Source organism: Streptomyces sp. NPDC127106 (genome assembly GCF_042677605.1).
In the GTDB taxonomy this organism is placed as follows: Bacteria; Actinomycetota; Actinomycetes; order Streptomycetales; family Streptomycetaceae; genus Streptomyces.
The window spans coordinates 305,944-328,219 of sequence record NZ_JBHXTC010000002.1 but is presented as its reverse complement, the minus strand read 5'-3'; the positions used below and the strand labels follow the sequence as shown (position 1 = coordinate 328,219).

20 protein-coding genes, 2 pseudogenes and 1 riboswitch are annotated in these 22,276 nt (G+C 71.8%); of the genes and pseudogenes, 4 read left to right on the top strand and 18 right to left on the bottom strand.

What is annotated here, in order from left to right; translation table 11 throughout:
- Both ACFVGY_RS04130 and ACFVGY_RS04125 read right to left on the bottom strand, forming a co-directional pair.
- A pseudogene (locus ACFVGY_RS04130) lies at window positions 1-5,298 on the bottom strand (hypothetical protein); the annotation flags it as partial.
- 129 nt (window positions 5,299-5,427) lie between these two features.
- Entirely contained in the window at window positions 5,428-5,553 is a 126-nt protein-coding gene (locus tag ACFVGY_RS04125) for a hypothetical protein (RefSeq protein WP_385670608.1), read from the bottom strand.
- A gap of 151 nt (window positions 5,554-5,704) precedes the next feature.
- Here ACFVGY_RS04125 and ACFVGY_RS04120 point away from each other — a divergent pair, with 151 nt between their 5' ends.
- Window positions 5,705-8,137, top strand: coding sequence for a SpoIIE family protein phosphatase (locus tag ACFVGY_RS04120; RefSeq protein WP_385670605.1), 2,433 nt, complete (start codon window positions 5,705-5,707; stop codon window positions 8,135-8,137).
- A 48-nt stretch (window positions 8,138-8,185) separates the two neighbouring features.
- On the opposite strand, the gene ACFVGY_RS04115 is transcribed toward ACFVGY_RS04120, so the two are convergent.
- Entirely contained in the window at window positions 8,186-8,581 is a 396-nt protein-coding gene (locus ACFVGY_RS04115) for a hypothetical protein (protein WP_385670602.1), read from the bottom strand.
- A 281-nt stretch (window positions 8,582-8,862) separates the two neighbouring features.
- Between ACFVGY_RS04115 and ACFVGY_RS04110 the strand changes: the two genes are divergently transcribed.
- The gene (locus tag ACFVGY_RS04110; protein ID WP_385670599.1) at window positions 8,863-9,546 is read left to right on the top strand and encodes a hypothetical protein; all 684 of its coding nucleotides are present in this window, start codon (window positions 8,863-8,865) and stop codon (window positions 9,544-9,546) included.
- A gap of 19 nt (window positions 9,547-9,565) precedes the next feature.
- Here the strand turns inward: ACFVGY_RS04110 and ACFVGY_RS04105 are convergent, their stop codons facing one another.
- From ACFVGY_RS04105 to rpmG, 7 genes are all read right to left on the bottom strand, one after another.
- Complete coding sequence (locus ACFVGY_RS04105; RefSeq protein ID WP_385670596.1) at window positions 9,566-10,681, bottom strand: AI-2E family transporter; 1,116 nt, start codon at window positions 10,679-10,681, stop codon at window positions 9,566-9,568.
- A gap of 213 nt (window positions 10,682-10,894) precedes the next feature.
- Window positions 10,895-12,067, bottom strand: a complete 1,173-nt coding sequence (locus ACFVGY_RS04100; protein WP_385670593.1) for a GTP-binding protein — start codon at window positions 12,065-12,067, stop codon at window positions 10,895-10,897.
- A gap of 7 nt (window positions 12,068-12,074) precedes the next feature.
- Window positions 12,075-12,245 (bottom strand): 50S ribosomal protein L32, encoded by a 171-nt coding sequence (rpmF, locus tag ACFVGY_RS04095; protein ID WP_007267665.1) that lies wholly within the window; start codon window positions 12,243-12,245, stop codon window positions 12,075-12,077.
- Window positions 12,246-12,346: 101 nt separating this feature from the next.
- On the bottom strand, window positions 12,347-12,583 hold the full coding sequence (gene rpsR / locus ACFVGY_RS04090; RefSeq protein ID WP_385670590.1) for a 30S ribosomal protein S18: 237 nt from the start codon (window positions 12,581-12,583) through the stop codon (window positions 12,347-12,349).
- 26 nt (window positions 12,584-12,609) lie between these two features.
- Window positions 12,610-13,752, bottom strand: coding sequence for a CobW family GTP-binding protein (locus tag ACFVGY_RS04085; RefSeq protein ID WP_385670587.1), 1,143 nt, complete (start codon window positions 13,750-13,752; stop codon window positions 12,610-12,612).
- Window positions 13,749-13,997 (bottom strand): type B 50S ribosomal protein L31, encoded by a 249-nt coding sequence (locus tag ACFVGY_RS04080; protein WP_069922962.1) that lies wholly within the window; start codon window positions 13,995-13,997, stop codon window positions 13,749-13,751. Before ACFVGY_RS04080 ends, ACFVGY_RS04085 begins: the two co-directional genes overlap by 4 nt.
- A gap of 34 nt (window positions 13,998-14,031) precedes the next feature.
- Window positions 14,032-14,196: a 50S ribosomal protein L33 gene (gene rpmG, locus ACFVGY_RS04075; RefSeq protein ID WP_385670584.1), complete on the bottom strand. Its 165-nt coding sequence runs from the start codon at window positions 14,194-14,196 to the stop codon at window positions 14,032-14,034.
- Between the two features lie 70 nt (window positions 14,197-14,266).
- On the opposite strand from rpmG, the gene rpmB reads away from it, so the two are divergent.
- Together rpmB and rpsN are read left to right on the top strand one after the other, a co-directional pair.
- The gene (rpmB, locus tag ACFVGY_RS04070; RefSeq protein ID WP_385670581.1) at window positions 14,267-14,503 is read left to right on the top strand and encodes a 50S ribosomal protein L28; all 237 of its coding nucleotides are present in this window, start codon (window positions 14,267-14,269) and stop codon (window positions 14,501-14,503) included.
- Window positions 14,503-14,808 (top strand): 30S ribosomal protein S14, encoded by a 306-nt coding sequence (rpsN, locus tag ACFVGY_RS04065; protein WP_385670578.1) that lies wholly within the window; start codon window positions 14,503-14,505, stop codon window positions 14,806-14,808. The genes rpmB and rpsN overlap by 1 nt, the downstream gene beginning before the upstream one ends.
- Here the strand turns inward: rpsN and ACFVGY_RS04060 are convergent.
- From ACFVGY_RS04060 to ACFVGY_RS04025, 8 genes and pseudogenes are all read right to left on the bottom strand, one after another.
- On the bottom strand, window positions 14,789-14,977 hold the full coding sequence (locus ACFVGY_RS04060) for a hypothetical protein (protein ID WP_385670575.1): 189 nt from the start codon (window positions 14,975-14,977) through the stop codon (window positions 14,789-14,791). The two genes, rpsN and ACFVGY_RS04060, sit on opposite strands and share 20 nt — an antisense overlap.
- Before the next feature lie 159 nt (window positions 14,978-15,136).
- Window positions 15,137-16,012 (bottom strand): ABC transporter ATP-binding protein, encoded by an 876-nt coding sequence (locus tag ACFVGY_RS04055; protein ID WP_385670887.1) that lies wholly within the window; start codon window positions 16,010-16,012, stop codon window positions 15,137-15,139.
- A complete protein-coding gene (locus ACFVGY_RS04050) occupies window positions 15,982-17,070 on the bottom strand; it encodes a FecCD family ABC transporter permease (RefSeq protein WP_385670572.1) in 1,089 nt (362 codons plus the stop codon). Before ACFVGY_RS04050 ends, ACFVGY_RS04055 begins: the two co-directional genes overlap by 31 nt.
- 5 nt (window positions 17,071-17,075) lie before the next feature.
- Entirely contained in the window at window positions 17,076-18,065 is a 990-nt protein-coding gene (locus ACFVGY_RS04045; protein WP_385670569.1) for an ABC transporter substrate-binding protein, read from the bottom strand.
- A gap of 271 nt (window positions 18,066-18,336) precedes the next feature.
- Window positions 18,337-18,747: pseudogene (locus ACFVGY_RS04040) on the bottom strand (acyl-CoA thioesterase); the annotation flags it as partial.
- Window positions 18,748-18,815: 68 nt separating this feature from the next.
- A riboswitch (cobalamin riboswitch) is annotated at window positions 18,816-19,041 on the bottom strand.
- A 115-nt stretch (window positions 19,042-19,156) separates the two neighbouring features.
- A complete protein-coding gene (locus ACFVGY_RS04035; protein WP_385670567.1) occupies window positions 19,157-19,855 on the bottom strand; it encodes a sigma-70 family RNA polymerase sigma factor in 699 nt (232 codons plus the stop codon).
- Window positions 19,856-19,989: 134 nt separating this feature from the next.
- Entirely contained in the window at window positions 19,990-20,775 is a 786-nt protein-coding gene (locus ACFVGY_RS04030) for a hypothetical protein (RefSeq protein ID WP_385670565.1), read from the bottom strand.
- 178 nt (window positions 20,776-20,953) lie between these two features.
- Entirely contained in the window at window positions 20,954-22,210 is a 1,257-nt protein-coding gene (locus ACFVGY_RS04025; RefSeq protein ID WP_385670562.1) for an acyl-CoA dehydrogenase family protein, read from the bottom strand.
- Window positions 22,211-22,276: the final 66 nt, after the last annotated feature.

Below are 22,276 nucleotides of genomic sequence, written 5' to 3'. Positions count from 1 at the left end.
CCCACTCAAAATCTTTGTGGTGTCCCGTCCCCCCTTTGATGTAAACACCGCGCGGGGCGGGGGGGGCCCCCCCCCCCCCGCCCCCCCCCCCGCGGGGGCCCCCGCCCCCCCCCCCCCCCGCTTCACGAGCGCCGGGCCGTGGGCCTCGGTCAGGCACACCGCGGCCACGCCGGGCGCCGTCACCAGGTGCAGCTGGTGCTCCGTCAGAGGGCTGTAGCGGGCGATGCCCTCGGCGTCCAGGCCGACGAAGCGCCGTGAGAAGCGAGGGTTGTAGTCGTAGGGGAGATCGAATTCGGTTTGGCGCAACTCGAGTTCGAGGTCTTCTCGGGTCCCCAGCATGCTGACGACGTTCGGGCTGCGGACGGCGTACAGACGTGCGTCGGCCAGCTGGATGAGCAGGCCCAGGCCGACCATCTCGTCCAGGTAGATCCGTACGTCACTCGCGGTGAGCGAACTGAACCCCTCCCGCCAGCGCTCCTTGGCCGCCCTCAGGAGCTCGTCGGCGTCGTAGCCGTACCGGTAGCGGTCCTCCTGGCTGCGCAACGCGATCACCAGAGCGAGGACCCGGTAGCGGTCCTCGAGGTTGATGGTGATCCGCAGCCGCTCGGCGATGTGCCGGTGGACCTGGGCGGATCCGGTCACGGACCGGACGTCCTCGTCCGTGACCGTGATCGGCCACTTCGCCGAGGCGAGCGACTTCCCCCGGAGGGTCGCGACGAGCCGTTCGCAGAAGATCTGCACCAGACACGCCTGGTAGTTCGTCGCGGCGAGGACCCGCCAGACCAGCTCGGGCCGCTCGAAGTGGTACCCGAAGGCCGCCATCGGTTCGACGACCAGGCGTTGTGCCTCGGCCGGCTTCAAGGTGCTGATCAGCACGTCCGGGCCACCGTGGGTCAGGGGCACGTTGGACAGGTGGCTGAAGCGCTGCACCTGGTGCAGTCCAGCGAACACGATCTTGAAGCGGCGGTCGGTGCGGTCCATCAGCCCCTTGAGGCGGAGCACGTTGGAGAAGGTGGCCTCTCCGCCCCGCCCGCGTACGGCCTTGGAGTCCGCGGTCAGGAAGGCGTCGGCCTCGTCGGCGAGCACCAGCACCCGCCTGTCGTGGTTCTCCGCCAGCCACCGCTCCACCCCGTCGAGCATCGCATCGGGGGTGTGGCCGGAATCCGCCGACCCGTCCAGCACGCCCACGCGCTTCAACTCGTCATCGAGCACCGCCCAGATGCGTTCGGCCGGCTCGGCCTCACCCACGCCGCGCGCCTTGAGGTCGACGTAGATGGCCTTGCGGCCGGGGACGCCCGGGAAGGACGCCTGCACCTTGCGCAGGAGGGCGGACTTGCCCAACTGGCGCCCGCCGTACAGGAACAGCGCGCCGAGCGGGTCCGTGACGGCGGCGATCTCCTCCTGCCGCCCGTAGAAGACCTCCGGCGGTACGAGCCCGGCCACGAAGGGCGTGTACGGGTTGTACGCCGTCCAGGGCAGGGTCACCCGTTGGGTGGCCCGGAAGGATCGCGGGGAGCGCGCCGCGACCCAGCCGAACACGGCAGGGTCCACCACCAGCGCCTGCTGGGAGGAGGCGGTGCGCGCGCGGGCTGCCATCGCCCGGCGCCCGTTCAGCCCGAGCGGGTACAGGTAGAGGATCAGGCAGGCCCCGGAGTCACTGCTGTCGAGCAGTTCCAGCGGGCTGCGGCCGCGCTGCTCGTCGGAGACCACGAGGATCGTGTACGAGGAGGCGGCCGACCCCAGGGCGGCCACGTAACCGGGAGCCGTTTCGCTCGCCCGCGCCCGGGCGGTGAGCCGCAGGACACCGCGCACTTCGTGCCGCTGGTCCCGGACGGGCGTCTGGGGGCATTCCAGCCCCAGCACGCGCAGGACCGACGGGATGTGCCGCTGCCACTCCGAGCCCCGGGTGGCGGGACGGCACAGGGCGTCCCACGAGTCCAGCCCGCTCCGCGCGCCCTCGGTGAGGGGCTCCCCGTCCAGGTAGAAGTCGGCCCAGGGGCGGGCGGAGTAGCCCTGGGCGCCGGCCTTGCGCACCCCGGACAGCTCGATGCCGGCGGTGAAACGCTCCAGCTCCGCCCCCGAGTCCGTACTGCTCCAGTCGGGGAGGGGTTTGCCCTCGCGCAGCAGCGCCAGACATTCCTCGGCGGTGACCGTGTCCCCGGCGTCGAGCAGCGAGGTGAGGCGTTGCAGTTCCTCTGCCGGCGGGTTCAACGCGACCAGGCTCTCGTGGAGGCGCTCCACGTACTCCTGGACCTTCGCCCGCAGCTCGCCCTCGAGGACGGTGATGCCGGCGCAGGCGCGGCCGAACGCCCCCTCCGGGGCGGGGCGGCGCAGCTCTTCGAGGCGGCCGACGAGTTCCCGCTCCGTCTGCATGTCGAGCTGCTGGGTGCGCAGTTCGGCGAGGAGGGCGCTCGCCGCGGCGTGTGCCTTGCGGTGAACGGCGCTCCAGCGCGTCCACTCGGGGTCGCGCAACTGCCGCCAGTCGCGGGGCACGGCTTCGAGGCCCTCCGGGAGGGCGGGAACGAGGTCCTGCTCCAGAGCCGAGACCAGGGCGTCGGCGAGGTGGAGGTCGCCCCGCTCGAAGTACCTCCGCAGCACCGTGCGCACGTCGACCGGCTCCAGCAGCGCGAGTACCGCCTCCCCGAAGCCCTCCTCGTCGGGCCGGGGCGTGCCGTCGGCCGACCGGGGGAGTTCCGGCGCCGCGAGCAGGGCCTCCGTCCGGGGTCGGTCCATCACCCGCACGGCGTCGGGGTCACGCGCCGGGACGGCGGTGCCGGGTGACCGGTCACCGTCGAGCAGCCACGTGCGCAGCCGCAACAGAGCGGCCCCTTCGACGCCGGGCGGTGGCGCCTCGTGACGTACCTGGTCCAGGGCGTGGCGGAGGCCGGTGGTGCTGTCCGCCCGTTCGTCGACGGCGGGGGCGGCCAGCGCCCGCGCGCGGGACAGGAGGTCGGACACCTGCTCGATGCTGCGCAGCAGAGCCCGTTTGGCGGCGGCCTCGATCGGTTCCTTCGCCTGCTTCGGCGTGCGGATCTCGGCGTCGGCCTCCTCGATCATGCGTTCCGCGGAGCCGCGCTTGCGGAAGAGCTCCCAGATCTGGTCGAGGTCGGCAGCCCCGGCAGTGCCTGCGGCCCAGTCGCTGACTCCGTCCAGGGCCTTCCCCAAGGGCTGGTCGGAGCCGATCAGGCGGGTTCTGACCTGGGTCGCGCGGGTGTAGCCGATGCGCTGGCGCCGCAGGGCGTCACGCAGTGCGGCGGCCTCGGAGGAAAGCTGGTCCGCGGTGAGCCCCGCCATGTCGTCGGTGGTCAGGCGGGTCGCACCGAGATCGAGCCGGTGGTAGCGGCGCAGCGCGTCGACGGCCCGCTCCAGGAGCTTGCCCCAGTTCCCGGGCACCGTGGAGGAGAGGTCCGTCTGGATCAGGAGGTCGTTGGGCCATCCCGCCAGCAGACCGGCCCGCAGGGAGGCCACGGCGGCGAGCACCAGGGCGGGCCGGTCGGCCTGGAGCAGCTCGATCTCCGGGTCGAAGCCGGTCATCACGGCCACGGCCTCTCCCTCGTCGCCGCAGGCGAAGGCGGCCTCGGCGAAGGCGAGGCAGTCGGCGCGGTGCGCGGGCTCCGCCGAGCCGACCGTCGTCCAGTAGGCCTCCTGGAAGCGGCCCTGGCCGATCAGCCGGGCCACCGTGGCCTCGCCGTCGCCGGGCGTCGACGGCGGCTTCCACGGCAGGAAGTACGGCTTGGGCGCGGCCGCCGGATCGAGGTCCGGAGCTGCCGTGTCCGCCGGGTCGCCGGCGGCTTCCGGGCCGGTCCGTTTCGGCGGCGGGCCCTGCGCCCCCGCCGCGCGCGGCCCGGTTCCGGCCGTCAGCACCGGCTCGGGAACGGCCTCCGCCTCGGGTGTCGGGGCGGCTTCCACCTCCCGAGCGGGGACGGATCGAGCGGGGACGGATTCCGTCGCCGACGCCGCCGGCGGGGCGGGCGTGGATGCCGTGGCCGGTTCGGCCTTCGGGGAGCGGGCCGCGGCCGGCTCCGTATCCGGGACCGCTCCGGGCACCGGCTGCGCATCCGAGTCCGAGTTCGTGTCCGAATCCGGGTCCGAATCCGAGCCGGAGCCCGGGGGCACGGTCGACACCGCGGCCGGGGTGGCCCCGCCCGCCGGCTCCGGGACCACGTCGGGTGCGTGGTCCTGCTCCGCCATGGGGTCCGGCTTCGGTTCCACGGCCGGCTCGGATGCGTCGCCCGGATCGATGGCCCGGGCCCGTCCGGGCGCGGCGGCGGGCAAGGCGCCGTTCGGCGGCGCGGCGGGATGGGCCGCGCCCGCCGCCAGGAGTTCGCTGATGCGCGCCTCCAGCACGGTCAGTGACTGCTGCAGCGGTACGCGGTGCGGCGCGTCGGACGCGGTCCTGTCCAGGAGGACGCGAAGTCCCTCGCGGTCCTCGTCCAGCCTGCGCAGCTCCTCGGCGCGCTCTGCCGCCGTGTCCCGCAGCTCCTGCACGATCGCGTCGAGTTCGGCGAATCCCGCTTCCCCGGGCCACTCCCGGCCGTTGCCGGCGAGCCCGTCCGCGATGCGGGACCGAGCCTGCCGCCATCCTTCCAGCCGTGCGGCCAGCAGCTCCGGAACGGCCCGTCCCGCTCGGACCTGCCCGAGTGCCTCCTCCAACACCCGGCCCAGTTCCGCCGACCGCTCGCTCAGCACCTGCCGCGACGCGAGCAGCTGCTCCTCGGTGATGCCCACGGTCAACGGGTCGCCCTCTTTTCCTCGTATGACGTCCGTCCCGACGGCTTCCTCGTCGGCTTCCGATCCGTCCTCGGCTTCGCCGGCTGGACGACGGCACGGTCCGTCGCCCTGCTCGCACCTGCACGGTGTCCCGGCGGTCGAGGCAGCCGCCCACAGGTCGTTCCAGTGGTCCGCGACCGACCCGCCGTCGGCGACGGGACTGTCGGAGAGGCCGTACAGGGTGATCTGCGCGAGCACGGGATCGAGCTCTCGCAGCATGTGCCGCAGTTGCTCCGCGGTCGGTGCCGACAACTGCTCCGCCGGATGTCCGTAGCACCGCTCCAAGCGGTACGTCGTCCAGCCCGCCGCGTAGTGCGCGATCGCCGCGAGGCGGCCCGCACTCGTGCGGCGCAGCCACGTACGAGCCGCCAGGACCTCGCGCCGCCTCAGGCGCGGCATCAGTCCGTTCATGCCGGTGGCGATGCCCGGTATGTGCGCCAACATGCCCGGAATCATGAGGAGTTCTCGGACAGCGCGGTCATCCAGCTCGTTCACCCAGGCGCGGAGTCCGTCCCCCTTGGTGTGCATGGATGGATCTTGCCAGAAGTGCGCGCATCCGCAGGCGGTTTCCGGCGGATCCGGCAGCTTCGTTGAGAGCCGCGAACCTGACGGGAGGTGCAGGGCTCCGCTGCGCAGAGGACGTCCTCGGGGGCGAGGTCACCCGATCACGATGTCCAGGGCGTGCAGCTCGGCGGTGGCGGCGACCAGCCCCACGACCGTGTCCGGATCGTTACTCCAGGTGACGACTGCGGCAGCGGGGTGGCGTCGGCCGGCAGCGTCCACTGCGGTCAGCCGGACGCGGTGGTCGATCAGGCGGCGCAGCAGGACGAGCGGGTCGATTCATGCCGGAGCCACCCGGCGTGAGCCCGAAGACCTGGCAGACCGCCTGACGGGAACCAGGCCCATCGGACCTGGGGCGTGGCATGCTCGACCCATGGAGGGCGACTTCGTGCTTCCCGGTGCCGGCACGAGCACGGCACCCGAGGTGCTGGCGTTGGCCAAGGTCGTCTCCAGGTTGCGTGCCGAGGTCGCGGACCTGGAGGGCCTGGCCTCGATGACAGCCGTTCTGGAACGCGCCAAGGGCGTGTTGATGGCGCGGGAGGGCGTGCCTGCGGACGTCGCTTACCAGCTGTTGCTCGATCGCGCCGCGCAGCACCGGCGCGCCCTCCTGGAGGAGTGCTGGATCACCCTGGGCCGGACCGGCGCGGGCCCGGTGACACCGCCGCCGGAGGCTGCCACCGAGACGGCGCCGGGCGCGCCGCAGGAGCCGGACCCCTCACCCTTCAGTACGAGCCGCCATGTCGTCGCCGACGGCGCCCGTCCGGCGGGGCACCGCACGCTCCTCGCCGGCCTGGCCCGGGACCTGGCCGACGCCCGCACCCCGAACGAGATCGCCCAGCTGCTCCGGACGGTGCTGGCCGACGCCGAGGACGTCGACGCGGTGATGATCTACACCGTGGCCACCGCCGGAAGCCTGAACCTGATCGGGCACGCCGGCATCGGTGACGCGATGGCCGAGCAGTGGAGCCACATTCCTCCCGTCAGCGGTATCGCGGCGATGGAGGCCATCGCGGGCCGGCAAGCGGTCTGGCTCGAAGATCCGGAGGCGGACGCCGCCCGGTACCTGCTGATCGGCGACCCGCCCGAGCGGTGGCCCTCGCGCGCCTGGCTGCCCGTATCCGGCAACGGGACGGTGACCGGGGTCGTCGGGTTCTTCCGCACCCGGCGCGGCCCCTTCGACGCCCGGACCCGGACCTTGCTCAGGCGTGCCGTCAGGCTCTGCGGCGGGCCCCTGCGCGAGGACCGGGGCCCCCACGGAAACGTCCCGCTCCACGAGGACGTCGACGCGATCCAGACGATCTTCGACGCGCTGCCAGGACCGGCGGTCCTGCTGACCCCGCTGCGTTCGCGGACGGGCGAGGTGGAGGACTACCGGATCGACGCGGCGTCGCCGGAGTCGCTGGACGTGGCCGGGCGGCACGGCAAGGACCTGGTCGGCCGTCGGGTCCTGGAGACCTACCCGACGGTGGCGGGCACCGCGCTCTGGGAGGGATACCTGGACACCCTGGCGACGGGGGAGGTCTACGAGGGCGAGCCCTTCGTCTACGAGGAAGTGACCGCCGGGGTCCCGCAGCAGTCCGTGTACTCGGTCCGGGCGTCCAGGCTGGGGGACCGCCTGGTGGTGTCCTGGATCCGCCACGACACCACCGAACGGGAGACCCGCAGGCTGGACGACGTGCAGCGGCTGGGCAACCTCGGCTGGGCGAACTGGAACCTGGTCACGGACACCATCACCTGGTCCGACCAGGTCTATGCCATTTTCGACCGCGACCCCGCCCTGGGGCCCCTGCGGTTGGAGGAGCTGCCCCGGCACCTGCTGGCGGAGGACCTGCCGAGGCTGGGCGCGGCCGTCCAGCGGCTGATGGGTGACGGCGCGGCCATCGACCAGCACTTCCGGATCACCTCGGCACACGGCCTGCGACACCTGCGGATCGTCGCCGAGGCACAACGGGACCCGGATGGGCGTCCGTTGGAGGTGCACGGCTTCTTCCAGGACCTGACCGCGCTGCGCGGCGCCGAACTGGCCCTGCGCGAGAGCGAGCGCGCCAACCTCGTCCAACGCGGGATGCTGAAGGCCGAACGCGCGCTCGGCGCCAGGCTCCAGGACACCCTCCTGCCCATCCCCGAGCAGTCGCTGGAACTGGCCGGTCTGCGCGTCGACGTGGCCTACTTCCCCACCGACAGCGGGTTGAACGTCGGAGGCGACTGGTACTCCGCGATCGAACTCCCCGACAGGAGCGCACTGTTCGTCGTCGGAGACGTCGCCGGCCACGGTCTGGCGGCCGTGGGCACGATGGCCCAGCTGCGGTTCACCGCCAAGGGCATGACCATCACCGGCTCACCCCTGCCAGACGTCCTCTCCCGGCTCAACGCCCTCCTGCTCCACACCGCTTCGGACACCTACGGTGCCACCGCCACCCTGGTCATGGGGCGCTACCAGCCCTGGGACCACCGGCTGACATGGGTGCGAGCGGGCCACCTCCCGCCGTTGCTGATCCGCAACGGTCGGGCGAGCTTCCTCCCGCAGCCACGGGGCACCCTCCTCGGCGCCGCGTACGACTCCACGTACGAGCAGGCCGTGACCGACCTGCTGCCCGGGGACCACCTGCTCTTCTACACGGACGGCCTCGTGGAGGATCCGGGCGAAGACATCGAAGTCGGCCTCGCCCACCTCGCCGACGCGGCCGTACGGCTCGTGCGGGAAGGCCGAAGCGGCATGCTCGCCAAGTCCCTGGCCGACATGCGGCCGGGGAACCGCGACGACATCTGCGTCCTGGAGGTCCACGTACCCGACGAGCCGACGTGACGAGGGTCGAGCGCAAGCAAGAGGCAGGAACCGCCTGAGCCGGAGGCCTCAGGGGGACAGCAGACCGTTGGTGGCGGCGCGGGTCAGTTCCGGATGGCAGAGGACGTCCGTGCTGTCGACGAACTGGTCGACGGCGCCGGTCGTCGGCAGGGAGCCGATGCGAGGATGGGTGATGCGGGTGCGCAGCGCCGCGGTGAAGCGTTCGGCGTGCAGGACCTGGAAGGGTCTGGTGTGGTAGGGCCGCGCGGCGGGGTCGACGGGCTCGGTCAGGCCGAGCTGGTTGTGTGTGGCCGCGACGGCCTCGTAGGCGGGGGCCAAGTGGTGCGCCAGGGCGATCTCGGTTCGCGGATCGAAACCCCGTCGCGCGGTGAACCAGGCGCCCGGGTCCGTGACTTCGACTCGGTGGTGGACCGGCCCGTCAGTGGTCTGGCCGGCCGAGGCCATGAGCCCCAGGCCACCTGGGTCGCCGAGGGCCTCCTACGGGAACTCGAAGGCCGGGTGGCGTGGAGCCGGTCGCACCGGCATCTGTTCGGGGAAACAAGCTCGACACCGGAAGACCGGCCCGACGGCCAACGCAGACGCTGATCAACCTCGCTGCGACGGCGGTCGCCACTTCTGTGGCGCCGCGAGGCGCTGTGGTCGGGCCTCGTGTGAGTACGCGTACTCACTCAGAACCGGTAACCGCACCCATCCGCTGCGCACCCCCGCTCGCCTAGTGTCCTCGCATGCCCGACGAGACCGTGCCAAGCGCCGCCACCCCTGATCCGACCGAGTCCAGGGCCTCCTCCTCTTGCCTTCTCGGCGCCCTGGGATGCGGGGGCGCCGCGCTCGTCGGCGTACTCGTGCTGGTCGTCACGCTCGCATGGGGCTCATCGGGGAGGACGGACTTCCCCCGCGTCGCGCCCGAGGAGATGGCGAGCCGCGCCCTCCAGCGTTCCCAGGAGGCCTACGAGGTCATGGGGTTCACGCGCACCATAGAACCCGGAGTCGAGAAGATCGGCGTCAGCACGGAGAACACCTTCGACACCAACTTCTGCTACGACGGGGGCCTGCTGGGGCTGGAGGACAAGACCGTCGACGGCGCCTACTCGATGAGCCACAAATGGGCTCTGGACCACGTGCCGGCGAGCCAGGCGGTCCCCGGCCTCCGCCGACTGCACCAGTTCTTCAAGGACAACGGCTGGAAGGTCACGTCCTACCGTGAAGGCGAGCAGGGCAGGGACTGGGACCTGTTCGTCCAGCGGGACGGCAACGAGCGGATGTCCTTCACGTGGTACCCGGAACGGGAGTACTTCACCGGTGGCGCCAGCGTGCCCTGCGCCTACGACCCGGAGTGGAAGAACGGCGACGTCGGTCCTGCCGGGGACGACCAGCGGCCACCCGCCTTCGGGCCCGCACAGCGGGACTAGCGGGTGGCCCGCCGTCGGGTCACGACGTGACGGGGACGGGGGTGTGCGCCTCGTCGGGGTCCGGTTCCGGACTTTCCTCGCCGAGCTGCTCGCGCAGGTAGTTCCAGCACACCGCGATGAGCGCGGCCGACGGGACGGCGAGCAGACTGCCCACGATGCCGGCCAGGCTGCCGCCGAGCGTCACCGCCAGCAGGACGACGGCCGCGTGCAGGCCGAGCCCGCGACTCTGGATCATGGGCTGGAACACGTTTCCCTCCAACTGCTGTACCACGACGATGATCGCCAGAACGATCAGCGCGTCCGTGACGCCGTTCGACACGAGCGCGATGAGAACCGCCACCAAGCCGGCGAACAGGGCGCCCACGATCGGCACGAACGCGGAGACGAAGGTCAGCACTGCGAGGGGGAGGACCAAGGGGACGCCGAGGATCCACAGACCCAGGCCGATGAACACGGCGTCGAGGAGGCCGACGAAGGCCTGGCTGCGCACGAACGCCCCCAGGGTGTCCCAGCTCCGCTCCGCCACGATCGGGACGTCGACGGCGAGTCGCCCGGGGAGCTGGCGGCTGAGCCACGGCACGAACCGGGTGCCGTCCTTCAGGAAGAAGAACATCAGGAAGAGGGCGAGGAAGGCCGTGACCACGCCGTTGAACACGGTGCCCACGCCGGTCGCGACCGCGGTGACCATGCTGCCGATGCTGTCCTGGACGCGGGCCATCGCCGTGTCGAGAGCGCCGGAGATCTCGTCGTCGCCGATGTTCAGCGGCGGCCCGGCCGCCCACTCACGCAGTCGCTGGATTCCCTCGACCACGCCCTTGGAAAGCTCCCCGGACTGGGATGCGACCGGCACCGCGATGAGCGCGACGATGCCGGCGACGACCAGCATGAACGAGACCGTGACGACCCCTGCCGCCACGGCGGGAGGCCAGCCGTGCCGCCGCAGGAAGCGAGTCAGCGGCCAGGTCAGGGTCGTGAGGAGCAGTCCGACGATGAGCGGCCAGACGACCGACCACATGCGACCCACGATCCACAGGGCCACCCCGGCTATCAGCAGGACCAGCAACGACTCGGCGGACACGCGAGCCGCTGTGCGCAGCGCGGCAGCGGCTTTCGTGGAACTCAACGTGGCAGACATGGGGCCACCCTATGGACCCGCCGGTCCGCACTCCGGGCCCACCCCCCGCTCCTCGGGTCGTGCCGGCCCGGCCCACCAGCGAATCGATCGCACAGCCACCCGACCGGGGACGACCACGGCCACGGCACCGGGCTGGGCAGTGCCGTGGCTGCGACCTCCCCCCTGCTCTCGGCTTCGCTCGAGCAGGGGGGACCCCCATCCCGGCCCGGAGTTTCAGGCCGCCTCTGGGGCGGAGTGTTCGTGTTCGCAGGCGTCTTCCATTCCGTACGTCTCCCACGCCGGGAAGTCGTCCTCGGTGGGGACGGGCTCGCCCGGGTCGAGCAGGCAGGCTTCGAGGGCTGCGCGGAGGGCGTCGGGGCGCAGGCCGGTGCCGATGAAGACGAGTTCCTGGCCCTGCGCGGTGTCCGCGCCGAGGACGCCCGAGGGTTCGAAGCGGGCCACCGCGCCGGCCTGTGACCACAGGCCGGTCACCCGGGGGCGACTGGCGAGCCGGAAGAAGCCCTTGGAGCGCAGGACGTGGCCGAAGGTGCCGCTGTCGAGGCCCTCGGTGACGAAGGCCCACAGGCGGCCGGGGTGGAAGGGGCGGTCGGAGCGGAAGACGAGGGAGGAGATGCCGTACTCCTCCGTTTCCGGAACGTGGTCTCCGTTCAGCTCCTTGACCCAGCCGGGGGCCTGCTGGGCCCGCTCGACGTCGAACAGACCGGTGCCCAGCACCTGCTGGAGCGCCACCCGTCCACGGACGGCGGGGACGATCCGGGCCTCGGGGTTGAGGCGGGTCAGGGCGGCGCGCAGCCGGGCGGCCTGATTCGCTCCGACCAGGTCGAGCTTGTTGAGAACGATGACGTCCGCGAACTCGATCTGGTCCACGAGGAGGTCGCTGACGGTGCGTTCGTCGTCCTCGTACTGGTCGAGCCCGCGCGCGGCGAGTTCGTCGCCACCCGCGAGTTCCGGCAGGAAGTTCGCCGCGTCGACCACGGTGACCATGGTGTCGAGGCGGGCGAGATCGCCGAGGGTGGCGCCGTCGTCGCGGGGGAAGGAGAACGTCGCGGCGACGGGCATGGGTTCCGAGATGCCGCTGGACTCGACGAGCAGGTAGTCGAAGCGTCCCTCGCGGGCGAGCCGGTCCACCTCTTCGAGCAGGTCGTCGCGCAGGGTGCAGCAGATGCACCCGTTGGTCATCTCGACCAGGCGTTCCTCGGTGCGCGACAGGGCGGCCTCGCCGCCGCGGACGAGCGCGGCGTCGATGTTGACCTCGCTCATGTCGTTGACGATCACCGCTACCCGCAGCCCCTCGCGGTTTCCGAGGACGTGGTTGAGCAGGGTGGTCTTTCCCGCGCCGAGGAACCCGGACAGGACGGTCACCGGCAGTCGGTCGTACGTCGTCATGAGCGGTTCAGCCCTCGGGACGGAGCAAGCCGCGCTCGTACGCCTTCACCAGGCGCTGCGGCACCTGGTACACGGAGCCGTCGACCGTGATCGGGACGAGCTGCGGCGTGGTGGCCTTCCACTGGGCGCGGCGGTGGCGGGTGTTGCTACGGGACATCTTCCGCTTGGGGACGGCCACGGGGTTCTCCTGGGTGAGTCGGGGTGTTGTCGTTGACGGGGCGCTGCCGGGCTGGTGGCGGCAGGAAATCGGTGGTGCCGTCGGCGGGTTTCCGCCGGGACCTATCGGGTGCCGTACGGGAGCAGGGCCATCTCGCGGGCGTTCTTGATGGCGGCGGCGAGCTGTCGCTGCTGCTGGGCGGTGACGCGGGTGACGCGCCGGCTGCGGATCTTCCCCCGGTCGGAGACGAACTTCCGCAGCAGGTCGGTGTCCTTGTAGTCGATGTAGGTGATCTTCGCTGCGTCCAGCGGGTTGGGGCGGGACGTGAGTGGCTTGCGGGGGTTCTGGCGGCGGGCCATGCGGGTTCCTTGAGGTCGTCGGTTCGTCAGGAAACGGGGTCGAGCAGGGAGTCGAAGGCGGCGGGAAGGGACCTCCAGGCCTCGGGCCCCGCCGCGTATTCGGCGTCGCTGAGGAGGCAGGACTCCAGGAGCTGTTCCAGGCCGTGGCGGTCGAGGCCGGGCGAGGTGAAGACCAGGTGCTGGCAGCAGTCGCCGTGCTCGGGATGCCAGTCGAGCGAGGCGGCCGCCCGGCGCATGGGCGGGACCAGTTCCCAGGCGGCGTCCGGCAGGGACGCCAGCCAGGGCCCGGCGTTCTCCACGCACAGGGCGCCGCCCGCTGCGTCCCAGGCCAGCAGGGTGTCGGGGCGGTCGGCGAGCCAGAACCGGCCACGGCTACGGGCGGCCGCGCAGCACAGGTCTTCGAGCGCGTGGTAGAGGCGCTCGGGGTGGAAGGGGCGGCGGCGGTGCCAGACGAAGGTGGTGACTCCCGCGGCCTCCGCCTCCTGCGGGAGCAGGGCGCAGGCCGGGTGCTGGGCGGCGGCCGCCGCTTCCACGTCGAACCCGGCGAGGACGGAACGGGCGAGCTCGCCGGACGTGGCGGACACCTGCCGGGCGGTCGGGTGGAGCTGGGCCAGCAGGGCGTGGTCCTCGGCGTCGGCTTCCGCGCTGTCGACGAGGGCGAGTACGGGCGCGTACTCGAGCTGCCGCGCCCAGGTGTCTCCGACCGTGCGCTGGTCGGTGGCCGCCGCTGCGAGGCCTGCGTCGGCCAGGTCGTCGCCGTTGACGAGGTACGGCAGGACGAGCGCCGGGTCCACCGCGGTGATCACACCCGTGAGATCGAGTGCACCGGCGCCGTGCGCGGCGATGACCTCGGCCATGGATTTGGGCTCTACGGAGTCCCACAGTTCGACGACGGCCAACCGGGTCTGGCCGCTGTCGGCCAGTCGTTCCAGCTCGGGGAGCAGGTCCTCGCGCAGCGCGCAGCAGGCGCAGTCGTTGACGAGGGGCGTCTCGCCCCGGGACAGCTCGCCCGAGGCGTCACGCACCGTGCGCAGGACCGTGCCCGCCGCTGCTGTGGCCAAGTCGTGGTGGAGGGCGACGCTGCCGGGGAGGTCGTGCAGCAGCCGCTCCACGACCTCCTTGCGGGCGTCCGAGTGGAGCCCGCCGACGATGACGACGGGCAGGGTCATGCCGTGCTCCCGTAACGGCGCTGGAAGCGCTCCACACGACCGGCGGTGTCCAGGACGCGGGCGGTGCCGGTGTAGAAGGGGTGGCTCTGCGAGGAGATCTCCACGTCGATGACGGGGTAGGTGTTGCCGTCCTCCCACTCCACCGTCTTCTCGCTGGTGGCGGTCGAGCGGGTGAGGAAGGCGAAGTCGGCGGCCTTGTCACGGAAGACGACGGGGCCGTACGCGGGATGGATTCCGGGCTTCATGAGGGCGTCCTTCAGGCAGGAGGAGGTGCGGGGGTCAGCGCTCTTCGCGGAAGTCGACGTGCCGGCGCAGCACCGGGTCGAACTTGCGCAGCACCATGCGGTCCGGGTCGTTCCGCCGGTTCTTGCGGGTGACGTACGTGTAGCCGGTGCCGGCCGTGGAGCGGAGTTTGACGATCGGGCGTACTTCGTTGCGAGCCATGCCAGTACTATACGGGAATGGAAATCGTTTCCAATAACCACTCCCGTCCAGAGAGGGGCAGGTAGCACCCTTGTCCGCCCACTGCCAGCTGACCGGCGCCCAGCCGGGCTTCGGCCACAACATCTCCCACTCCCACCGGCGCACCTCCCGCCGCTTCGACCCCAACATCCAGCGCAAGCGCTACTGGCTGCCGAGCGAGGGGCGCCACGTCCGCCTGACCCTGAGCGCGAAGGCGATCAAGACCGTCGACGCCATCGGCATCGAGGCCGCGGTGGCCCGGATCCGCGCCCGGGGGGTGAAGGTCTGATGGCCAAGAAGAGCAAGATCGCGCAGAACGAGAAGCGCAAGGCGGTCGTCGAGCGGTACGCCGCGAGGCGCGCCGAGCTGAAGGAGGTCCTCCGGCGGCCTTCCTCGACGGAGGCCGAGCGGCGCGCGGCGCTGGCGGAGCTGCGCAAGCAGCCCCGCAACGCGAGCGCCACCCGGGTCCGCAACCGGGACAGCGTGGACGGCCGCCCCCGCGGGCACCTGCGGAAGTTCGGGCTCTCGCGCGTCCGCATGCGTGAGCAGGCACACGCCGGCTTCCTGCCCGGAGTCACCAAGTCCTCCTGGTAGCACCCGCATCTCCGGCGAGCGTCCCCGGGCCCACATCTCCGGCGGGGTGTGGGCCCGGGTGCCGCTCGCCCGTACCGATCTGCATGATCGCGGTGCCGAGCTCGACGTGCTCGGTGGTCGCGGCGAGGTAGCCGAGGATGCTCACGGCGTCGGGGCCGTACTCCTCCACGACGGGGAGGATCTCTTCGACGGGTTCTCCGCCGTCAGCCCAGGGCGAGCCCGAGACGCATGCGATGACTTCTCGTGTCCGGAGTTGGTCAGGAGAACGGGAGGGGGTCGAGGACCAGGCTGCTCGCGACGGGGAGCCGCGGGACCCGGCCGCGTTCCCTCAGCTCTTGCGAACGGCCTGTTCTCCAGCCTCCCGTGCTTCGCCGGTCGGCCGTTCGTGACCGGGCAGGACGCTGACGAAGGGCACTCCCGTGCGCGGATGCTCGATGACCTCGGCTTCGACTTCGTACACCTCGGACAGGAGGGGCCCGGTGAGGACCTCCTCGGGCTTGCCGGTGGCGACGATCCGACCGCCGGCCATGACGCAGATCCGGTCGCAGAAGGCCGCGGCGAGGTTCAGGTCGTGGAGGGCGACGACGGCGGTGACGCCGAGCCGGCGGACGAGCCTGAGGGCGTCGAGCTGGTGGCGCAGGTCCAGGTGGTTCGTCGGTTCGTCCAGGACCATGGTCCCCGTGCGCTGTGCCACGGCGCGGGCGATCAGGACCCGCTGTTTCTCCCCACCCGAGAGCCGGTCGAACGGAGCGTGGGCGAGGGCTTCGACGTGGAGTTCCGCCAGCGACCGCGTGATGACGTCCCGGTCGTCCGCGTCATCGCCCGCGAAGGCCCGCTTGTGCGGGGTGCGGCCCATGGCGACCACGTCGTACACGGTCAGTGCGAAGTCCCCAGACGTTTCCTGCAGTACGGCCGCGAGGCGCTGGGCGACCCGCTTGCCGGGCAACCGCCACACGTCCTCCCCGTCGAGCAGGATCCGGCCTGTGGTGGGGCGCAGCGCTCGGTAGAAGGTGCGCAGCAGGGTGGACTTGCCGGCGCCGTTGGGGCCGACCAGGCCCACCACCTCGCCGGGCGCCACGTGCAGTGACGCCTGGTCGACCAGGACCTTGCCGTTCACGACGACGCTGACGCCCTGGGCGTCGAGACGACCGGGTTCACCGGTGGACGGGTTGGTCACCGAGCGGCCTTTCGTCGCATCAGCCAGAGGAAGAACGGGCCGCCGACCAGGGCGGTGAGGATGCCGACCGGTATCTCTTCGGGGCTCATGAGCGTGCGCGCGGCAAGATCGGCGCTGATCAGGAATGCCGCTCCGAGGAGGGCTGCAGCGGGCAGGGCGCGGCGGTGGTCGGCGCCCACGAGCAGCCGCACCACGTGCGGCATGATCAGTCCGACGAATCCGATCTGCCCGCTGACCGCGACGATCGTACCGATCATCAGGGCCACCAAGGTGAACAGGGCGCCGCGGAAGCGGTGGACGTCCAGACCGAGAGCCGCTGCGGCTTCCTCGCCGGCGAGCAGGAGGTTGAGGGGACGGCAGACGCCGAGGAGGACGGCCGTACCGAGCAGGACCGCGCCGACGGGGATCCACACCGTGGTCCAGGTGGTGCCGGCCAGTCCGCCGAGCATCCAGCGCAGCGCGGACTGCGTCTTGTGCGGATCGTTCGAGGTGACGATCAGGAAGCTCGCCAGCGCAGACAGCACCTCCGCCGTGGCCACACCCGCCAGGACCAGCCGTACCGTCGTCATCCGCCCACCGGAGCGGGCGAGGAAATAGACGGCGACCAAGGCGGCCAGGGCGCCGCAGAACGCGGCCACCGGCAGGGTGAACAGCCCGAACACGGTCAGGTTCAGGACCAGGACGAGCACCGCGCCGACCGACGCACCCGAGGACACCCCGAGCAGCATCGGGTCGGCCAGCGGGTTGCGCACCAGGGCCTGGAGCGCCATCCCGGCCACCGACAGACCCGCACCCACCACGCCGGCCAGCAGTACGCGGGGCAGACGTACGTCGACGACGATCGTCTCGCGCACCGGGGTCCACGTCGGCTCGGCGAGCGCCGGGTGCACGCGGTGCAGCAGGATGCCCCACACCTGGTCGGCCGGGACGCTGATCGATCCCGCTGCGATCCCGGCCGTCGCGGCGCAGACCACCAGAACGCCGCAGAACGTCAGCACCAGGCCGTACGGGGTCCGGCGGCGACGCGCGGGGACGGGCCGGCTCTCCTCGCGAGGGCCGGCCTCCTCGGCCGCCGGGGCCTTCACCCCGGTCACCGGACGCGGCCCGGGTGCAGCTGCTTCGCCAGCGACTCCACGGCCGACGGCATCCGGACGCCGAGCACGGTGGAGGACAGCGGCAGGACCGCGAACCGCTGGTTCCTGATCGCTGGCACGTCCTTGAGCGCCGGGTTGGCCAGCAGGAACTTCTTCTTGTCCTCGACGGACTGGTCGCCGTAGTCGTAGATGACGATGGCCTCGGGGGAGCGCTGCGCGACCTGCTCGAACGAGACGTCGCCGAAGGCCTTGTCGAGGTCGGCGAAGAGGTTCACGCCGCCGGCCCGCCGGATCATCTCGTTGCCGATGCCTTTGCCACCGGCGGTGAACGCCGTCTTGTCGCCGCTGTCGTAGACGAACAGCTTGACCGGGGTGACACCGGTGAGCTGGGTTTCGACCGTGTCGAGGGTGGCGTGCAGCTTCCCCAGCCGCTCCTCCGCCCGCTCGGGCACACCGAAGATCTTGGCGAGGGTGCGGATCTCCTCGTCCATGGAGGCCACGGTCACCGGGCCGGTGGGGCACTCCTCGGTGTTGAGGTACGTGTTGATCCCGGCCTTGGTGAAGGCGGCCCGGCTGCGTCCTTCCTTCTCGTCGAAGGTGGAGGCCCACCCGCCGTAGACGAAGTCGGGCTCGGCCTCCAGGAGGACTTCGAAGGAGGGGTACTCCTTGGAGACGACCTTCACGCTGTCGTAGGCGGCCTGGTACTCGGGGAGGATCCGGTCGTCGAGATAGCCCGTGCCCACCATCGACTTCTCCAGGCCGAGCGACAGCAGGACCTCGGTCGCGTGCTGGTTCAGCGAGACGGCGCGCCGCGGCGGTCGCTGATAGGTGCTCTTCACCCCGCAGTTGTCGATCGTGACCGGAAACCCTTGGGCGGGCGCACCCGCCGACGAGGTGGCGGAGGGCGCGGTACCGCCTCCGCAGCCGGATATCAGCAAGGCCACGGCGAAGGCGGACAGCACGGACTTCGGATGGTTGCGGGGCATGGGTGGTCCTCTCACCGCAGATGGATCGGATGTTCTTCACACCTCGTCGAAGGCACGGGGCGAGCGAGGGTGTGCGGCCCGGTGCGTGGGAGTCCAGCCAGCCCCGGTACACCCCACTGCGACCGCTGCTGCACGCTGGATCGCCCAACGGGCTGCTGGACAGCGGGACGGCGTCCCCGCGCGACGGCGATGCCCTTGGAGGCGCGGGGCGTTCTCACCGGCTCCGGTGCGACGCGGCCTACGAGGGGATCGGGTGGGGGATGTCGAGGGCCGGGACGGGCCGCGGCCTGCCGTCCGCGTCTATCGCGACGAAGGTCATTCTCGCGGTCGCCACTTCGGCAGCGGGGCCCGACGCGTTCCAGCGTTCGGCGCGGACGCGTACGCCGACCGACATCGAGGTCCGGCCGGCGCGTTCCAGCTCGGCGTCGACACTGAGCAGGTCACCGGCGCGCACCGGCGCCAGGAAGGCCATCCGGTCCACGGCCACGGTGACGGCGGGGCCGTCGGCATGACGCCCGGCTGCGGCAGCGGCCGCGTCGTCGATGAGCTTCATCACCACGCCGCCGTGGATGGTTCCGTACAGGTTGGTGTCGTGCTCGCTCATGATGTGGGCGAGCGTCACCCGGGAATCGCCGGGGCCCTTGGCGGTGCACCCCACGGCGGTGGCAGTCTGGTCGGCCACGTCAACTCTCCTTCGCGAGTCGCGGCAGAAAGGCCCTGGAGATCGTCCTCCGGGACCCCGCATGCGCCTTCGGCATGCGGGCAACGGGCAGGTCTTCGGACTCGCGGGCACGCCTGCCGGTTTCCCGGCGGGCCCCTACTGGCCGTCGCTTCCCAGGACCGGTTCCGGTCCCAGTGCGTATGACGGCGGTCGTTCCCGCTCACCGCTGCGGGGCAGTCCCGGATTCCCACCGGGTTCCCTCTTACGACGCATCCCGCCTGGCGGACGGGGCGAACCAGCTGCGCTCACAGCCTACCCGTGACGAAGACACGCCCGGGGGCGGCACCGCATGCCAGCGGACCGAAGGGGTGTGGTGGACGGGGCGGGGCACGCGCACGCCGTGCCCCGCCCGCATCCCTCACCTCCTGGTTCAGGCGAGCAGTGCCACGGCCCGGAGGGCGGGAGCTGCCGGCACGGCAGCGCGGCGCCGCTGCGGTACGGGACGGTCCTGTTCTGCGGTGGGCACCTCGATGTCCGTGAGGAGCGCCATGAGCGAGGACCGGGCGCGGGCGACGCGGGAGCGCACCGTACCGATGGGGCATCCGATGGCGTCGGCCGCCTCGACGTAGGGCAGCCCCAGCAGTTGGGTGAGGATGAAGGCCTCGCGGCGTTCTTCCGGAATCGTCGCCAGGAGTTCGGCGAGGGCGATGCCGTCCTCGAACCCGGGGAGCCCCTGGGGCTGTGCTTGTTCGGCGGCGGTCTGCCAGTCGTGGCGGTCCGCCAGGCGTGGCCGGGCGGCGGAGCGGCGGAGGCTGTCCACGACGGTGCGGCGGGCAATGGACAGCAGCCAGGTGCGGGCGGAGGAGCGGCCCTCGAACCGGGGCAGCGCCTGGAGGGCCCGTACGAAGACGTCCTGGGTGAGGTCGTCGGCCGCCTGGGGGTCGGCGCTGAGGAACGCGACGTACCGCCAGACGTCGCGTTGGAGGGAGCGCACGAACCGGTCGGCCTTCTCGGGGTCGCCGTCACGTGCGGCGAGCGCGAGTCGTGTCACGGCCTCGTCGCTACTGGGGGTGTGCCTGGCCGTCTTCGGCTCGGCGGGATCCTGGCGGGTGCTCGGGGCAGGGGTCATCGCCACAAGGTCCTTACGCGTGTGGTGCCCGGCGTCGCAGTCGGCGGGCCGGTGGGGTGTACGGCCTGCCGGAGGGCATGGCCGATGCCCGAGGCTCGGCGGGGATCGCCCGCGCGTGCTCGGGGAGCCGGCTGTCAGATGACAGCGGTTCCCGCCGGCGGACCCCGTGAGGTGATGACGTTGATCAGGAAGAGCTGCCGCAGCGGGCTGCTGTGGCGCTCGCGGCGAGCGTGCAGCGGTGGCCGGTGCGGCACCCGCGTCGGGGCCAGGAGCAGCCGCAGCGGCGTCCAGAGCCATGCCGCGAAGGTGCGCAGGAGCCGGAAGGCGGCCTGTTCTCCGTAGGCGAGCCAGAGTCCGGCGATGACGGCGGCCAGCAGGTGCGCCGCCAGCATGCCGGACGGTGACATCGACATGCCGGCCATGGCGTGCGCGTCCGGCACGGGCGTACCCGCCGCGGCGTCGACCATGCCGTGGAGGGCGTGGGGGGCGTGTGCCCCTGCATCCGCCACTTCCGTGGTTCCGGGGGGCGGCTGCTGCACCTTGGCGCCGAGGCCGGCGTCGTCGACCAGGCGCGCGGCTTCGGACGCGGACAGTTCAGTGTCCCCGCACGTCAGGTACTGGGCCCACTCCTGCGCGAAGGACCGGCCGGACCGGAGCGGTTGGCCGAGGGACTGGACCAGGGAGAACCCCGCGTGCAGTGCGGCCTGGACGGCGATCGCCACCGTGGTGACGGCGAGGAGCCCGCGCTCGGTGCCGGCCAGGGACCAGGCGAGGGCGGACGTGCCGACGAGCGCGGCAGCCATGGCCCAGCCGGCTACGGGCGTTCCCGACATGAGCACGTGGCCGGTGGCCGCGAGCAGCACGCACAGGGCTGCGAACGTCGCAGCCCGTACGGCTCGGGAACAGTGGCCTGGTGTCATTGCGGGCTCATCCTCGCACCCTCGTCGAGCGCGTTGCACCGGGGTGCGGATGGTGTGAGTGGTTCCCGTCCGGTTTCCTGCTCCGGACGCGGGCGATGTGGTGCGGGCCATATCGGGACGGGGGAACTGGTCGCAGTGCTCGACCGACTGACTTCGCATCAGGCAGTTGCGGCGAACCTCAGGAGGAGATGGTTGTGCCGGCGGAGGAAGCAGCGACTGCTGCGCCGGGGAGAGACGAAACAGGCTGCGCGCCGTGGCCGCGAAGGACCCGGCGGGCCACGGAGGTGATGTGCAGTTCATCCGGGCCGTCGAGGATGCGGGCGGCACGTCCGCTGCGGAACAGCGCGGGAAGCGGGGTGTCCGGGCCGAGTCCGGCGGCGCCGTGGACCTGGATGGCGGAGTCGGTGACCTGCTGGAGCATCCGCGCCGCGGCGACCTTGGCGAGCCCGACCTCGACATGGGCGTCCTGCCCGGCGTCGATGAGGGCCACCGCCTCGTGGACCAGGGGGCGAGTGGTGCGCAGGGCGAGCAGGGCTTCGAAGACGTGCTGCTGGACCAGCTGGTGGTCGCCGAGCGGTCCGCGGGATCCGCTCCGGGTGGCGGCGCGCTCGCACATGAGGTCGAAGGCGCGCTGCGCCTGGCCGAGCCAGCGCAGGCAGCGCAACGTCCGGCCCAACTGCAGCCGCTCCCCGGCGACGGCGAGTGCCCGGCCCGGCTCGCCGACCAGGTGGTCGGCCGGCACCGGCACCCGGTCGAGCTCTATCTCGTACTGGCCGGCCGCACCGAACACCGGGAGTTCACGGACGACGCGGAAGCCGGGGGAACCCGTCGGTATCAGGAGCAGGGACAGCCCCTCGCGGTCCCCGGTGGCGCCTGTGGTGCGGGCCAGCACGGTGACCAGGTCGGCGGTCGCGGCTCCCGAGGTGAACCACTTGCGGCCGGTGACGATCCAGCTGCCGTCCGCCCGACGTTCGGCCCGGGTAGCGGTCTGGAAGGGGTCCGTGCCGGGCGCACCGGGCTCGGTCATCGCGTAGCAGCTGCGGATCTCTCCGGCGACCAGGCCCGTGAGGTACTCCTCACGGATCCGGCTCCCGCCGTGGCGCGCGAGCATCGTGACGTCGAGGAGAGGAGCGGAGCCGAGAGCAACGGGTCCGTGATCGCTGACGCCCTCGGCCTCGGCCAGTGCGGCATACGCCCCCAAGGCAAGGCCCCCGCCGCCCAGTTCCACCGGGAGCGGCAGGGCCCACAGGCCCCCCTTCCGGGCCCGGTCCCGCAGCTCGCCCAGGGCGGCCGCCGCCGCAGGGCCTCCCGCGTCCAGCACCGGCTCGTACGGGATCACCTCGGCCCGGACGAACTGAGCGACCCGATTGCGCAACTCGGCCACGTGCCGGTCACGTTGGGCGTGCGCGGTGTGGGCTGCGCCTGACTCTGCCACTGCTTTCCTCCAGATTTCCGGGAACCCGTGGGAACGGTTGTCCGACTGTCTGTCCGTGGAACTGGT

Excerpts from the sequence above, each read along its gene's own strand:
- ACFVGY_RS04030 (WP_385670565.1), bottom strand. The coding sequence starts at position 20,775 with ATGACACCAGGCCACTGTTCCCGAGCCGTACGGGCTGCGACGTTCGCA.
- ACFVGY_RS04100 (WP_385670593.1), bottom strand. The coding sequence starts at position 12,067 with ATGACGACGTACGACCGACTGCCGGTGACCGTCCTGTCCGGGTTCCTC.
- rpmG (WP_385670584.1), bottom strand. The coding sequence starts at position 14,196 with ATGGCTCGCAACGAAGTACGCCCGATCGTCAAACTCCGCTCCACGGCC.
- ACFVGY_RS04080 (WP_069922962.1), bottom strand. The coding sequence starts at position 13,997 with ATGAAGCCCGGAATCCATCCCGCGTACGGCCCCGTCGTCTTCCGTGAC.
- rpsN (WP_385670578.1), top strand. The coding sequence starts at position 14,503 with ATGGCCAAGAAGAGCAAGATCGCGCAGAACGAGAAGCGCAAGGCGGTC.
- rpsR (WP_385670590.1), bottom strand. The coding sequence starts at position 12,583 with ATGGCCCGCCGCCAGAACCCCCGCAAGCCACTCACGTCCCGCCCCAAC.
- ACFVGY_RS04115 (WP_385670602.1), bottom strand. The coding sequence starts at position 8,581 with ATGGCCTCGGCCGGCCAGACCACTGACGGGCCGGTCCACCACCGAGTC.
- ACFVGY_RS04120 (WP_385670605.1), top strand. The coding sequence starts at position 5,705 with ATGGAGGGCGACTTCGTGCTTCCCGGTGCCGGCACGAGCACGGCACCC.
- ACFVGY_RS04110 (WP_385670599.1), top strand. The coding sequence starts at position 8,863 with ATGCCCGACGAGACCGTGCCAAGCGCCGCCACCCCTGATCCGACCGAG.
- ACFVGY_RS04035 (WP_385670567.1), bottom strand. The coding sequence starts at position 19,855 with ATGACCCCTGCCCCGAGCACCCGCCAGGATCCCGCCGAGCCGAAGACG.
- ACFVGY_RS04105 (WP_385670596.1), bottom strand. The coding sequence starts at position 10,681 with ATGTCTGCCACGTTGAGTTCCACGAAAGCCGCTGCCGCGCTGCGCACA.
- ACFVGY_RS04085 (WP_385670587.1), bottom strand. The coding sequence starts at position 13,752 with ATGACCCTGCCCGTCGTCATCGTCGGCGGGCTCCACTCGGACGCCCGC.
- ACFVGY_RS04045 (WP_385670569.1), bottom strand. The coding sequence starts at position 18,065 with ATGCCCCGCAACCATCCGAAGTCCGTGCTGTCCGCCTTCGCCGTGGCC.